This is a genomic window from Parvibaculum indicum (genome assembly GCF_011762095.1).
Classification (GTDB): Bacteria; Pseudomonadota; Alphaproteobacteria; order Parvibaculales; family Parvibaculaceae; genus Parvibaculum; species Parvibaculum indicum.
The window spans coordinates 69,347-83,899 of record NZ_JAASQO010000009.1 but is presented as its reverse complement, the minus strand read 5'-3'; the positions used below and the strand labels follow the sequence as shown (position 1 = coordinate 83,899).

At 63.1% G+C, this 14,553-nt stretch carries 10 protein-coding genes; 6 read left to right on the top strand and 4 right to left on the bottom strand.

Annotation, left to right across the window (positions count from 1 at the left end; all coding sequences use genetic code 11):
- The first annotated feature begins 51 nt into the window (after positions 1 to 51).
- The 4 genes from dnaA to gyrB all read left to right on the top strand — a co-directional run bounded on the left by dnaA (position 52) and on the right by gyrB (position 6,902).
- Positions 52 to 1,623: a chromosomal replication initiator protein DnaA gene (gene dnaA, locus FHS78_RS12105; RefSeq protein ID WP_343041969.1), complete on the top strand. Its 1,572-nt coding sequence runs from the start codon at positions 52 to 54 to the stop codon at positions 1,621 to 1,623.
- Positions 1,624 to 2,033: 410 nt separating this feature from the next.
- Positions 2,034 to 3,149 carry a DNA polymerase III subunit beta gene (dnaN, locus tag FHS78_RS12100; RefSeq protein ID WP_167094606.1) on the top strand — a complete coding sequence of 372 codons (1,116 nt, stop codon included), beginning with the start codon at positions 2,034 to 2,036 and terminating at the stop codon, positions 3,147 to 3,149.
- An 82-nt stretch (positions 3,150 to 3,231) separates the two neighbouring features.
- Positions 3,232 to 4,410: a DNA replication/repair protein RecF gene (gene recF, locus FHS78_RS12095; RefSeq protein ID WP_167094604.1), complete on the top strand. Its 1,179-nt coding sequence runs from the start codon at positions 3,232 to 3,234 to the stop codon at positions 4,408 to 4,410.
- Positions 4,411 to 4,445: 35 nt separating this feature from the next.
- Positions 4,446 to 6,902, top strand: a complete 2,457-nt coding sequence (gyrB, locus tag FHS78_RS12090) for a DNA topoisomerase (ATP-hydrolyzing) subunit B (protein ID WP_167094602.1) — start codon at positions 4,446 to 4,448, stop codon at positions 6,900 to 6,902.
- Positions 6,903 to 6,917: 15 nt separating this feature from the next.
- Here the strand turns inward: gyrB and FHS78_RS12085 are convergent, their stop codons facing one another.
- The gene (locus FHS78_RS12085; protein ID WP_246220472.1) at positions 6,918 to 8,126 is read right to left on the bottom strand and encodes a nucleotidyltransferase family protein; all 1,209 of its coding nucleotides are present in this window, start codon (positions 8,124 to 8,126) and stop codon (positions 6,918 to 6,920) included.
- A 76-nt stretch (positions 8,127 to 8,202) separates the two neighbouring features.
- Between FHS78_RS12085 and FHS78_RS12080 the strand changes: the two genes are divergently transcribed.
- Complete coding sequence (locus FHS78_RS12080; RefSeq protein ID WP_167094600.1) at positions 8,203 to 10,668, top strand: transglycosylase domain-containing protein; 2,466 nt, start codon at positions 8,203 to 8,205, stop codon at positions 10,666 to 10,668.
- Positions 10,669 to 10,672: 4 nt separating this feature from the next.
- Here the strand turns inward: FHS78_RS12080 and FHS78_RS12075 are convergent, their stop codons facing one another.
- A complete protein-coding gene (locus FHS78_RS12075) occupies positions 10,673 to 11,857 on the bottom strand; it encodes a multidrug effflux MFS transporter (RefSeq protein WP_167094598.1) in 1,185 nt (394 codons plus the stop codon).
- 4 nt (positions 11,858 to 11,861) lie between these two features.
- A complete protein-coding gene (locus FHS78_RS12070; protein WP_167094596.1) occupies positions 11,862 to 12,674 on the bottom strand; it encodes a YgjP-like metallopeptidase domain-containing protein in 813 nt (270 codons plus the stop codon).
- A gap of 103 nt (positions 12,675 to 12,777) precedes the next feature.
- Here FHS78_RS12070 and FHS78_RS12065 point away from each other — a divergent pair, with 103 nt between their 5' ends.
- Entirely contained in the window at positions 12,778 to 13,215 is a 438-nt protein-coding gene (locus FHS78_RS12065) for a VOC family protein (RefSeq protein ID WP_167094594.1), read from the top strand.
- Positions 13,216 to 13,239: 24 nt separating this feature from the next.
- On the opposite strand, the gene FHS78_RS12060 is transcribed toward FHS78_RS12065, so the two are convergent.
- Complete coding sequence (locus FHS78_RS12060; RefSeq protein ID WP_167094592.1) at positions 13,240 to 14,478, bottom strand: polyhydroxyalkanoate depolymerase; 1,239 nt, start codon at positions 14,476 to 14,478, stop codon at positions 13,240 to 13,242.
- Between the last annotated feature and the right edge of the window lie 75 nt (positions 14,479 to 14,553).

The following is a 14,553-nucleotide window of genomic DNA, read 5'->3' as shown; positions in this document are numbered from 1 at the left end:
CTTTGTGGGGACCGGAACAAGGCGGAAGGCGACAAAAAGGGGATGCGGCAGATGGATGTGAATTTGGGAACGGCGGAGTCCGGTCCGGTTGCCCGCAACGTGACCGAGGCAAGCGGCTCCGCGGCCGCGGCGAATATGGACAGCGCCGCGCTTGCCCAGCAATGGCATCGCATTCGCGCGCGCCTGAAAGCCGAGGTCGGATCGGCGACATTCGATAGCTGGTTCAAGCAGCTCGAACTCGTCGGCGTGAATAATGGCCGTGTGCTGCTGTCGGTGCCGAGCCGTTTTCAGCGCGACTGGATCGTTTCCAATCATGCCGACCGTCTGGCGAAACTCTGGACGCAGGAAAATGTCGCGCTTGGCCGCGTCGAGATTCTGACGGCGGGCAGTGCCGTCCCGGAGGTCGCGCCTGCTGCGCGCGACACCGAAGCGGACAAGCCTGCGCCGGCCTCGCGCGAGGAAGAAACGCCTGCCGCACAGGCATCCGCCGCGCCCGCATCTTCCGCAGATTCTGCGGTCTCGCCGGGCAAGCTGCAATTCGATGTGCCGGCGGGCTTTGAAGACGCAGGCGTCGGCGCGCCGCTCGACCCGCGTTTCACCTTCGACGCCTTTGTTGTCGGCAAGTCGAACGAACTGGCGCATGCCGCCGCGCGCCGTGTGGCGGAAGCGAGCGATGTGAGCTTCAATCCGCTCTTTCTTTATGGCGGCGTGGGGCTCGGCAAGACGCATCTGATGCACGCGATCGCCTGGGAAATCCGCAACAAGCAGCCTGAACGCAAGGTGCTTTATCTTTCCGCCGAAAAGTTCATGTACCAGTTCGTGCGGGCGCTGCGCTTCAAGGACACCATGGCCTTCAAGCAGCAGTTCCGGTCGGTGGACGTGCTGATGATCGACGACGTGCAGTTCATCTCCGGCAAGGATTCCACGCAGGAAGAGTTCTTCCATACCTTCAATGCGCTGATCGACCATAACCGTCAGGTGATTATTTCCGCCGACCGCTCGCCCTCCGATCTGGAGGGGATCGAGGAGCGTATCCGTTCGCGCCTTGGCTGGGGCCTGGCGGCCGACATCCACCCGACCGATTACGAGCTGCGTCTCGGTATCCTGCAGGCCAAGGCCGAGGAGATGATCCAGCGCAACGGCCCGATCGAGATTCCGCAAAACGTGCTGGAATTTCTTGCCAACCGGATCGTGTCCAATGTGCGCGAACTGGAAGGCGCCTTGAAGCGCGTCGTCGCCTATGCCTCGCTTGTGGGCCGTCCCATCACGCTGGATATGGCGCAGGATGTGCTGCGCGACCTGCTGCGCTCCAACGACCGCAAGGTGACCATCGAGGAGATCCAGCGCCGCGTGGCGGAGTATTTCAATGTCCGCCTGTCGGACCTTCTCTCCGCCCGCCGGGCCCGTGCCGTAGCCCGTCCGCGCCAGATCGCCATGTATCTTTCCAAGCAGCTCACCACCCGCTCTCTGCCCGAAATCGGGCGCAAATTCGGGGGCCGCGACCACACCACCGTCATTCATGCGGTGCGCAAGGTGGAGGAGCTGCGGCAGGTCGATTCCGGTCTTGAGGAAGATGTGGACCTCCTCCGGCGCATGCTGGAGGGCGGTCACAGCCCGAACTGATTGCTGGCCTCGAAAAGGCCAGTGCTTTCAGGTGGTTATAAAGCGCCTTCGGAGGTTCCGAAGGCGCTGAAATACGTGCATCTCGCCAATCATCTGATATAATTGCGTCGCGAATTTCCGCGGAGTTCCGGCACCGGCCGGAAATGCCGGTTTCGGGGCGCGGCGCGGCACATTTCCACGCCTTCCGGCCCTATCCGGCAGCATCCTCCGTTTTCCCGTTCGCATGAGTTTCGGCAGGGGCCGCGGCGCAGCTGTGCCAGCGGCCCTTGGAGTCGATGAACGGCCCGGGCCGGGGCGGCGAGCCCGCCCCGCAATGGGCCGAATGAAAACGGAGCGTCCGGCGCAACCGCATCCAGCGCGCCAGGCCATGGCCCGGGCAAGGGGCCGACAGAGGGGTCCGAAGAGACAGAATGAAGATCACAATTGAACGCGGCGCACTCCTCAAATCTCTCAATCACGTGCAGTCGGTGGTGGAGAGGCGCAACACCATTCCGATCCTCTCCAACGTCCTCATCAAGGCGGAAGACGGCCAGCTTTCCCTGACCGCGACCGATCTCGATATCGAAGTGGTGGAGGCGACCGATACCGATGTCGCACAGGGCGGCGCGACGACCGCGCCCGCGCACACGCTTTACGACATCGTGCGCAAGCTGCCTGAAGGCGCGCAGGTCGAACTCGCGACCCAGGAAGAAGGCCGGTTGCAGCTCACCGCGGGCCGCTCGCGTTTCGCGCTTCAGGCGCTGCCGCAGGAAGACTTCCCGACCATGACGGCGGGCTCCCTGCCGCATCGCTTCGAGCTGCCTGCCGAGCATATGCGCCGCCTGATCGACAAGACGCGCTTTGCGATCTCGACCGAAGAGACGCGCTACTACCTGAACGGTATCTATCTTCACGCAGTGGAAGACGGCAAGACGCCTGCGCTGCGCGCCGTTGCGACGGACGGTCATCGTCTCGCCCAGGTCGATCACGACCTGCCGGACGGCGCCTCCGGCATGCCGGGTGTCATTGTTCCGCGCAAGACCGTACTCGAGCTCCAGAAGCTGCTGGAGGGCGACACCGGCAATGTTTCGATCGGCGTCTCCGAAACCAAGATCCGTTTCGAGTTCGGCGGCGTGGTGCTGACCTCCAAGCTCATCGACGGCACCTTCCCCGATTATGGTCGCGTGATCCCGGTCGACAACGACAAGATGATGGAAGTGGACGGCAAGAGTTTCGCCGAAGCGGTGGATCGCGTCTCCACCATCTCCACGGAAAAGTCCCGCGCGGTGAAACTCAATCTGGAAGAGGGGCGTCTCACCCTCTCCGTCACCAATCCCGACAGCGGTAGCGCGACGGAAGAGATTTCGGTCTCCTACAGCGCCTCCCCGATCGAGATCGGTTTCAATGCGCGTTACCTGCTGGACATTACCGGCCAGCTCGACGGCGAACAGGCTGTTTTCGCTTTCGCCGATTCCGGGTCGCCTACCCTGGTGAAGGATACCGAGGATGCGATGGCGATCTATGTGCTGATGCCCATGCGCGTGTAAGGCGGTTTGCGGGCAGGGCCCGGGCGCTTCCAGGAGCAGTTTGCAGGAGTAGTGATTGCACCGATCAGGCAGGATGCTTGCCATGTCGCCGACGGACCCGGCCCCCGCCGGGCCTGACGGAACGGTGCGTCCTGCGCCGGAAAGGCTGAGCCTGGCGCGCCTGATCGTGACCGATTTCCGTTCCTATGCGCGAGCCGAACTCGATCTCGACGCACGGCCCGTTGCGCTCACCGGTGAGAACGGCGCAGGCAAGACGAACCTGTTGGAGGCGGTGTCGCTGCTGTCGCCCGGGCGGGGATTGCGCGGCGCGGCTTATGCCGATCTCGCACGGGCCGACGGCACCGGTGGCTGGGCTGTCTCCGCGACGCTGCGCCTGCCCGATGGCGACGAGCTGCGTATCGGTACCGGCCAGGAGGCGGGAGCGGAAAAGTCCAACCGTTCGCGCATCGTGCGTATCGGCGGGGTGAATGCCGGTCCGTCCGCGCTTGCCGAATATGTCCGCATGGTCTGGCTGACGCCCGCCATGGACAGGCTCTTCGTCGAAGGCGCAAGCGAGCGGCGGAAATTTTTCGACCGGCTGGTCATGGGGTTCGATCCCTCCCATGGCACACGCGCCAACGCTTACGAGCGCGCCTTGCGCGAGCGGAACAGGCTGCTGGCCGACGAGATGTTCGACGATGGCTGGTTGACCGGGCTTGAAGAACAGATGGCCGAACATGGCGTTGCCATTGCCGCAGCGCGCGCCGAAATGCTGGCGCGGCTGCGCGGCGCGCTCGATGCGGCGAGCGAGGACGCCTTCCCCCGCGCGGAAATCGCGCTGGAGGGCGCGCTGGAAGATCAGGTGACGCGCGATCCGGCCGTCGATGTGGAAGACCGCTTCCGGGCACTGCTGAAAGAGATGCGGGGGCGCGATGCCGGCGCGGGCCGTGCACTGGACGGGCCGCACCGCACCGATCTGCTGGTGCGCCATGCGGCCAAGGATCGCGAGGCGCGAACCTGCTCCACCGGCGAGCAGAAAGCGCTGCTTATCGGCATGGTGCTTGCCAATGCGCGCCTTCTGGCGGCGCGGGGGCACCAGCCGCTATTGCTTCTGGACGAAGTCGCCGCCCATCTCGACGAGACGCGGCGCGCGGCACTTTTTGATGAAATTGTTGGCCTGGGGCTCCAGGCTTTCATGACGGGTACCGACCCGTCCCTGTTCGAAGCGTTTGGACCGCGCGCGCAGCATATGCGTGTCGCGGACGGGCATATCCACGCTTGAAAGCGCACCGGACCGAAAGACAGAAAGACGAAATCATGAGCGACGCCGAACCGACAAGGCCCGAACGTAACGAAGAAGACTATGGCGCTGATGCCATCAAGGTCCTGAAGGGGCTCGACGCGGTGCGCAAGCGCCCGGGCATGTATATCGGCGACACGGATGACGGCTCGGGCCTGCATCACATGGTCTATGAGGTCGTCGACAACTCGATCGACGAAGCGCTGGCGGGCTGGTGCGATGCGGTGAAAGTGAAGCTCAACGCCGACGGCTCCGTTTCGGTCTCGGACAATGGTCGCGGCATTCCCGTGGAGATGCACAAGGGCGAGGGCGTTTCCGCCGCCGAGGTCATCATGACCCAGCTTCATGCGGGCGGTAAGTTCGACCAGAATTCCTACAAGGTGTCCGGCGGTCTGCACGGCGTGGGCGTGTCTGTGGTGAACGCGCTTTCCGACTGGCTGACGCTGCGCGTTTGGCGCAACGGCAAGGAACATCTCATCACCTTCAAGGACGGCGTGGCAGATGCGCCGCTGGCCGTCAAGGGCGATGCGCCGAAAGGAGCGGATGGCGAACCGGTCACGGGCACCGAGATCACCTTCCATCCCTCCTCGGAAACCTTCACGAAAACCGAGTTCGATTTCCCGACGCTCGAACACCGCTTGCGGGAACTCGCCTTCCTCAATTCCGGCGTGCGCATCGAACTGACCGACAACCGCCATGTCGAGGAAAAGAAAGTCGATCTCTACTATGAGGGCGGTCTCAAGGCATTCGTGGAATTTCTCGACCGCACCAAATCGCCGCTTGTGCCGGCGCCGATCACCGTGCTCACCGAGCGCGAAGGCATCACCGTGGAAGCGGCGCTCTGGTGGAACGACAGCTATCACGAGAATGTTCTGTGTTTCACGAACAACATTCCGCAGCGCGACGGCGGCACGCATCTGGCTGGCTTCCGCGGTGCGCTCACCCGTGTGGTGAACGCCTATGCGAGCGAGACCGGTATCGCCAAGCGCGAAAAGGTCACGATCAGTGGCGACGATGCGCGCGAGGGCCTGACCTGCGTGCTGTCGGTGAAGGTACCGGATCCGAAATTCTCTTCGCAGACGAAAGACAAGCTCGTCTCGTCGGAGGTTCGCCCGGTGGTGGAAGGCGCGCTGCACGAAGCATTGTCGAGCTGGTTCGAGGAACATCCGAACGAAGCAAAGCAGATTGTTTCCAAGATCGCGGAGGCCGCCGCCGCGCGCGAGGCCGCCCGCAAGGCCCGCGAATTGACCCGGCGCAAAGGCGCGCTCGATGTATCGAGCCTGCCCGGCAAACTTGCCGACTGCCAGGAACGCGATCCGTCCAAGGCCGAACTCTTCATCGTGGAGGGCGATAGCGCCGGTGGCTCCGCCAAGCAGGCGCGCGACCGCGCCAACCAGGCCGTTCTTCCCCTGCGCGGCAAGATCCTGAATGTCGAGCGGGCCCGTTTCGACAAGATGCTGTCGTCCAACGAAATCGGTACGCTCATCACCGCGCTGGGAACCGGCATCGGACGCGACGATTTCAATATCGAGAAGCTGCGCTATCACAAGATCATCATCATGACGGACGCCGATGTGGACGGCGCGCATATTCGCACGCTGCTCCTCACCTTCTTCTACCGTCAGATGCCGGAGGTCATTGAGCGCGGGCATCTCTTTATCGCACAGCCGCCGCTCTACAAGGTTCGGCGCGGCACCTCGGAAACCTATCTCAAAAACGAGAAAGCGCTGGTCGACTTCCTGGTCGAGCAGGGGCTGACTGACATGGTGCTGACGCTTGCCAATGGCGACCAGCGCGCCGGACCGGATTTGCGCGACATCGTGGAAAAGGCGCGTTCCGTGCGCACTATTCTCGACGGTCTGCCGAACAAATACAGCCATGAAGTCGTGGAGCAAGCCGCCATCGCCGGCGCGCTGAACCCGGAGGCGATGGAAAGCCCGGAAAAGGCGCAGGAGGCAGCCGCCTATGTGGCGCGCCGTCTGGATCTTCTCTCCGACGAGACCGAACGTGGCTGGACGGGTGAGCCCACCGCCGATGGCGGGCTGAAGTTTGCGAGAGAGGTGCGCGGTGTCAGCGAGGAAGTGATGATCGACGGCCCGCTCGTATCGAGCGCTGAGGCCCGCCGCCTCGCCACCTTCAACGATCACCTTCTGGAGGTCTATGGAAAGGCCGCGACGCTGCGCATGAAGGATGGCGATCGCGACATTCGTTCTCCCTCGCAGCTCATCAAGGCGGTTATGGAGGCCGGGTCCAAGGGCAATACGGTGTCGCGCTACAAGGGTCTTGGCGAGATGAACCCGGAACAGCTCTGGGAGACCACGCTCGACAAGGAAGTGCGCTCGCTCCTGCAGGTGAAAATCCGCGAACTCGATGAGGCCGACGATCTTTTCGTGAAGCTGATGGGCGATGTGGTGGAACCCCGCCGCGACTTCATCCGCGAAAACGCCCTCTCGGTCGCCAATCTCGACGTCTAGATCGGGGCGCCAGCCTCATATAACGAGATCATAGGCGGTGGGATCGGCGCCGGTTTTCCTGATGCCTTCGGCGAGTCCGGAGCGGATTGCCTCTTCCGTCTTTTCTTCGAGCAGCGCGAGGCTGTCGCCGATGGCGCGCCGCCAAGCCGGACCTCGGTCCCATGCTTCCATGAACGCATCGGCGAGTTCGGCGTTCTGGCGCTGCTGGATCATCGCTTCCATGATCGCTGTGGCTTGCAGCCGGTCTTTACGGCTTTTGTCGGCGGTTTCATTGTCGTGAATGCGGCGTGAGGCGACGATGAGTTTGTGAACGGCGAATCGCTCCGGCGCCGGCACGAACACCGGAATGCCTGCGCCGTAGAGCATGATGGCCCGAACCGGTTGATAGATCAGGAAATCCAGAAATCGCAGCGGCTGCGCGGATGCGTTGCCGAGGGCGGGCATGGAGGCCGGGTGGCCGTCATGCGCGTCCGAGCCGGTGTTCGGTGTCAGGAACTCGACCTTGTAGCCGCCTCGGGAAATGAATTGCGTGGTATGGCGTCCATCGTTCTGGTCCGGGATGTCGCGAAAGGTCGGGTCCACTTCCCTGAGCGTTTCGATCATGGGAGGCATCGTGTCTTCCACCGCAGCAGAGATCGAATGAAACTGCGCGAAGTCCGTGTCGCCCGTCTGCATCGCGGTATTCGGCAGTCGCATACCGAGAATGGCCGAATAACATTGAAAGGCCACTGTCCCTACCAGCACGCCGCGCAGTCGGAAGAAGCCTGCATTCGCGAGCGCCTCCACGATTTGTCCGGTCCGGGCCTCCGGGCGGGGAAGAAGGGCGTCGCGGACGAGAGTCGAGACGATCTTGCGGCGGGCCCGATAGTCAGCCTTCAGGTCTTTGAAGGACTCGACGCGCTGTGTGATTTCCTCATCTTCGGCCGGACCGACATAGCGGCGTTTCTTTTTTCCGTCACTGCTTGCCGTGTCGAAATACCAATAGCGCCGCCCTCGCACTTCCTGCGTGATAAATCGTCCGTCGAGGGAGAACTCCGCCGAGAAAGATGCGTCCAGGCAGCGTTGCCTCAACTCCGAATAGAGTACCTGATATGTGTGATCGAGGGTCTGCATCGTTATTACCATATTTGTAAAAATGGTAATAACGCAAGAGCCGGGCGTTATTACCAGATCTGATAAGTTGGTAATAGCAAGAACCCGGTGCCGGCCTTCAATCGTTAACAAGTCGTTAACCATCCTTCCCTAGTTTAAGAACGAGCGTTATCCTCTTGATTCACAAGCGTTCGGGCGGCAGGGGCGGATGTTTTCACGCAGGAAGAGCCGGCAAGGCAAACGGCGTCCGCCGCGCGGGCAGTGGGACGATGACGGCCCGCGTTTCGCGCTGCCCGGCCTGAAGCCTGTCCGCATCGGCATCGGCGTGAACGACAACGACACCGCGCGCGATGACGACGAAGACGATGCCGCGTGGGATGCCTTCTGGCGGGAGGAAGGCCGGTCGGCCAAGCCGCGCAAACGGAAACCGGGCGTCGCGAAAAAACGAGGCACCGCGAAAAAGCTCCCGGCGAAATCGCGCGGAAAAAGCCCGACCGGCAAGAAACCCGCCCGAAAGCCCGCCTCCCGTGCGTCTTCTTCTCCAGCGAAAAAGAAACCCGCGCGCACCCGCTCCAAAGCCTCTACCGCGCGCGCAGCCACGCAAGGCCGCACCGGCCGCGGGCGCGCGTCATCGTCCGGACGCGGTTCCGCGGCGGGGCGGCGTTCCGGTAGCGGGCGGGGCGGCGGAAACGGTCGGAGTCTCGTCGGCGCGCTCACTTACTACATGGCGATCGTCTGCATCTGGGGCGGCATTCTTTTCGGCGGCGCGCTTCTCTACTTCGCCATGACACTGCCCGATACGTCGGGTCTTTACGGCGTCGATCGGCCGCCTTCATTGCAGATCGTCGCCGAAAACGGGGACGTGCTGAGCCATCGCGGCGGATTGGGCGGATCCTATATCGCGCTGAAAGACATGCCGCCCTATCTGCCCGAAGCGGTGATCGCGACGGAGGATCAGCGCTTCTACTGGCATTTCGGTGTCGATCCCATCGGGCTTGCCAGGGCCCTCGTGATCAATCTGCGGGCGGGCCATGTGGTGCAGGGCGGTTCGACCATTACCCAGCAGCTTGCCAAGAACATCTTCCTGACCCCCGACCGGACCATCAGCCGCAAGCTGCAGGAAATGATCCTCTCCGTCTGGCTCGAAATGCGCTTCACCAAGGAAGAGATACTGACGATGTATCTCAACCGCGTTTATCTGGGCGGCGGAGCCTATGGCGTCGGCGCGGCGTCGGAACGCTATTTTCAGAAGCCGGTACGTGCGTTGACCCTGCCAGAGGCGGCCATGCTGGCGGGGCTCCTGAAAGCGCCCTCGCGCTACTCGCCCACGAACGATATCGGTCTGGCGCGCGAACGCGCCGCGATCGTACTGCGCAATATGGTAGGGGCGGGCTATATCTCGCAGCAGGAAGCACGGCTCGCCGAAACGAACCCCGCCAGATTGCAGGGCTACACCACGGCGAGTTCCATCAACTATTTCGTCGATTGGGTCGCGCAGAGCCTGTCCGACTATGCCGGTCGCCCCGAGGCCGATGCGAAAGTGCACACCACCATCGACCCCGCCATGCAGCGCGCAGCGGATGCCGCCATTGCGAAGGTGTTCGCTACGGATGCACCGGGTGCGCGCGTGTCCCAGGTCGCGCTCGTCGCCATGACGCCCCGGGGCGCCGTGCGGGCCATGGTGGGCGGGCGCAACTATGCGCTGAGCCAGTTCAACCGCGCCGTGCAGGCCGAGCGCCAGCCCGGCTCCGCCTTCAAGCCCTTCGTTTACCTGACCGCCATGCAGCAGGGCTTCGTGCCCGACAGCGAGTTTACCGACCAGCCGGTGAGCTATGGCGGCTGGTCGCCTTCGAATTATGAAAACCGTTTCGACGGCCGGATGACGCTGCGCACGGCGCTTGCAAAATCGGTCAATACGATCGCGGTGCAGGTCGCGCAGCAATGCGGCATCCGCAATGTGGTTGCGACTGCCCGCCGCCTCGGCATCCAGAGCGACCTGCCGTCCAATCTCTCGCTGGCACTGGGCTCGGGCAGCGTCAACCTGCTGGAACTCACTTCCGCCTATGCCAGCTTCGCCAATGGCGGTTTCGGCGTCATTCCGCATGGCATCGAGGAAGTCGATACCGACAATGGCGACCGGCTTTACCGCCGTCAGGGCTCCGGTATGGGCCGCGTCATGAACGACGGAACGCTCGGCTCGATGAACAACATGATGCAGGCCGTCATGATCTATGGCACGGGCCATAGAAACGCGGCCATCGATGGCGTTCCCGCGGGCGGTAAAACCGGCACCAGTCAGGACAGCCGGGACGCCTGGTTCATCGGTTATACGAGCAATCTGGTTGTCGGCGTCTGGGTGGGCAATGACGATGGTTCGCCCATGAAGCGCGTCACGGGCGGCACCATCCCGGCAAAAATCTGGCGCGATTTTATGGTCCGTACACAAAGCATCGCCAGTGCGGGGCCGCTTCCCGGTACATGGTCCCCGCCCGCCGCGCAGCCCGCGCCGGCGGAACCGGAAGAAAAGCAGCGCGAATGGGAGGAGCCCGGCTTCTTTGAGCGGTTGTTCGGCAGCACCGACAGAAAAGAAGAGCCCTGGTTCTCGCAATCGGCCAATGGCGGTACGCAGCGGCAAAGCCGGTTGCAGCCGGGACATCCCGGCAACCGGCGCTAGGAGGTCAGGCCCGGTCGGGGCGCGGCATCCAGGCAGCCAGTGCGGCGCCCACCCCCATCAACGCGATCATGGCCGCCATGGGCCATCCCGTTTCGCCAAGCGTGTGGCCGACGACGACACCGGCGATCGCGCTCGCCGTCGATTGCAGGAAGCCGAAGAGAGCCGACGCCGTGCCCGCGATTTCCGGAAAGGGCGTCAGCGCACCTGCTATCGCCTGAGGCATCGTCAGCCCGACGGAGACGCCGTAAACCGTCATGGCGCCGACCAGCAGATACCCCGTCCCGTCGATCGTCAGCGCGGCAACGGCCAGCGCGCCCCCCGTTCCGGCGGCTGCCGCGCCGAGTTTCAGCGTGCGCTCCAGCCCGACTTCTTTCGACAGCTTTCCAGCCAGCAGCGTTCCTCCGACATATCCGCCAACGATCAGCGCAAAGGACGCGCCGAACCCGATGGGCGAAAAACCATAGACGTTCTGCAGCACGAAAGACGCGCCGGAGATGTAGGAGAACATGCCGGCCATGCCCAGACAGGCAATGATGAGATAGCGCAGATAGACCGGGTGGCAGAGCAATCTGCGGTAATGAGCAAGGATCGCACGGGGCGCAACGCTCTGCCGGAAAGCGGGCGGTAGCGTTTCGTCAAGGCCGGCAAGTGTGATGAGCGCGAGCGCCATGCCTGCGATGCCCAGAAAGACGAATATGGAATGCCAGCCAAGCGCGGCCTGCAAGACGCCTCCCAGCATGGGCGCCAGGGCGAGCGCGGCGCCCATCGCCGCGCTCATTCGCGCCAGCATCTGCGCGGCGTCTTCATTCGAGTAAAGATCGCGAACCACCGCGCGTGCCAATACCACCGACGCGCCGCCGCCCATGGCCTGGGCGAGCCGGAGCAGGATGAGTTGATCGATATCGGCTGCGAACGCGGCGCCGAGGCTGGCTGCGATGTAGAGAGCGAAACCGCCAAGCAGAACGGGCTTCCGCCCGAAACGATCGGCAAGCGGCCCATAGACGAGTTGCGAACAGGCCATGCCGATCAGAAAGGCGGACAGCGTAAGCTGCGTTTCGCCCGTCGTCGCCCTGAAGTCCCGTTCGATGGAGGGAAGCGAGGGAAGATACATATCGGTCGAAAGCGGCCCGACGGCGATCAGCGAGGCGAGATAGGCGGTGAAGCTGCGCGCGCCCGGTTGCAGACGCATCGTCTCAATCGCCGCCGTCGGCTTCGGCTTGCGATCCGTCGCCGAAATCACCCGCGAACACGCCAAGCGGTTCGGCGCCGTAGCGGTGAAGCCCCGGTCCGCTGTTCTCCAGCCAGCGCTTGGCGGTTTCGTAATTGGGGATCGCCTGACGGACCAGCGCCCAGAAACGCGCACCGTGGTTCATGTGCCGTATATGCGCCACCTCATGCGCGGCGACATAATCGAGGACATGCGGCGGTGCCATGATGAGCCGCCAGGAAAAGGAAAGCGCGCGGCTGGGTGCGCATGAGCCCCATCGCGTGGTCGTGTCCCGCACCGTAATGCGCGACGGTCGCACATCGAACTGATCGGCATGGTAAAGCGCGCGTTCGTTCAGTTCCGCGCGCGCCTGCACTTTCAGCCAGTCGCCCACGCGCCGCTGCAGGAAGGAGGCAGCGCCCGTCGCCCGGATCTCCGGCAGCCCGCCGGTCTCCTCCGCATCGACGCGCCAGACCGGCCCGTAACGCCGCCGCATGACCGGATCGGACACATGACGGATCAGATGGTCTTCGCCCTTGAAAGGGATGATCGCCCCGTCGACAAACGGCACGGGCGGCGGAACCTGACCAAGGCGTTCGGCAATCCAGTCCCGCTGTTCGCGTGCGAAAGAAAGCGCCTGTGCGAGACTTCTTTTCGACGGCGCGGTCACCTGGACCGAACCGGCGGCGAGATCCACCCGCACGATGATACGCCGCGCGCGCGGATTATGCCGGATCGCAACGGGCACATTACGTCCGTCGATCTGCATGTAGTCGATATGAAGCGGAGCCGATTTCACCTGATACTACGTCCCGGCATGTCGCTGGTTTATTCTGCGATTTGATGAGGATGCGGAAGCGGCGTTATACGCGTCCCGCGCCACGAATCAAGCAGAGCGAATCATGAATAGAATGCCACGTTTTCATCTTGCTTTCCCAGTCGATGATCTTGCCGCGGCGCGCGCCTTTTACGGTGGCGTTCTCCGCTGCCCGGAAGGACGCTCCGACACGCATTGGGTCGACTTCGATTTGCATGGTCATCAGATAGTGGCGCATCTCGCGCCGCGCAGCGCGGTCGAACGGCGCGACGCCCTGCACCGCAATGCCGTGGATGGCGACGAGGTGCCCGTGCCGCATTTCGGTCTCATCCTGGAATGGGAAGAGTGGCATGCTCTGGCGGAGCGGTTGAAACAGGCCGGCATCGGCTTTGTCGTCGAGCCGCATATCCGATTTAAAGGAAAGCACGGCGAGCAGGCCACCATGTTCTTCCACGATCCCGCCGGGAATGCGCTGGAATTCAAGGCATTCCGCAACGAGGCGCAGATTTTCGCCACGGCGTGATGGCGAGGCGTGCGGGCGCGCCGCCTATTTCCGTTCGGCGTGGAGACTGGTGAAGGCGCGCACCCTGGGGGCGATCTCGTTGCGCCAGCGCGAACCGTTGAAGACGCCGTAATGGCCGACACCGGGCTGTTCCCAATGCGCCTTCATGGCGTCGGGCAGGTTCTTGGTCAGCTTGTGCGCAGCCTTGGTCTGGCCGACGCCGGAAATGTCGTCCTTCTCGCCTTCCACCGTCATCAGGGCCGTCTTGGTGATCGCTTCCGGGCGGACCTTGCGCCCGCGATGCATGAACTCGCCCTTGGGCAGTGCATGCTGAACGAAGACGGCATCGACGGTCTGAAGGTAGAACTCCGCGGTCATGTCCATGACGGAGAGATATTCATCGTAGAACTCGCGATGCTTTTCCGCGCTTTCACCGTCGCCATCGACCATATGCTCGAAGAAATCCCAATGGGCGCTTACATGGCGGTCGAGATTCATGGCCATGAAACCGGAAAGCTGCACGAAGCCGGGATAGACCGACCGCATGGCGCCGGGATGCGGAAACGGAACCGACATCACGACATTGCGTTCATACCACTCGGTACCGCGCTCCGTCGCGAGGCGGTTCACTTCCGTCGGGCTTTCGCGGGTGTCGATGGGACCGCCCATCAAGGTCATGGAAAGCGGCACATGCGGATCGTCGTCGTCATGCATCACCGCTACCGCCGCAAAGACCGGCACGGCCGGCTGACAAACGGCCAGCGCATGTACGTCGGGCCCCAGCACATGAAAGATGTCGATGAGGTAGTCGATATAGTCGTCGAGGTCGAACCGGCCCTTGGACAAGGGAACCATGCGCGCATCCACCCAGTCGGTCACATAGACCTCGTAATGGGGCAGCATGGTCTCGACGGTCCCCCGCAGGAGCGTTGCATAGTGCCCCGACAGCGGTGCGACGATCAGCATTTTGGGCTGGATCGTGTTCTTCATCGCCTTTCGCTCGCGTTCGAAATGCACGAGCTTGCAGAACGGCTTTTCCCAAACCACCCGTTCCCGCACCGGCACGCTCTTGCCGTCGATCACGGTCTCGTGCAGGCCGAAGGGCGGCTTGCCATAGCGCCGCGTCGTGCTTTCGAAGACGTCGATGGCGGCGGCCATCGTCTTGTTCATCTGCGTTTCGGCGAAAGGGTTCAGCGGATGCCTCAGCGCCCAGAGCCCCATTTCGGCGGCGGCTCGATAGGGCGCCATGGTGGCGTGGTTCAATTCGTAGATGTGGTACAGCAAGCCTTCACCTCTCCGACGTTTCCGCCATTTCGGCCCCGGGCGGGACCCGTTCACTATGCTGCAGTGCAATATGAC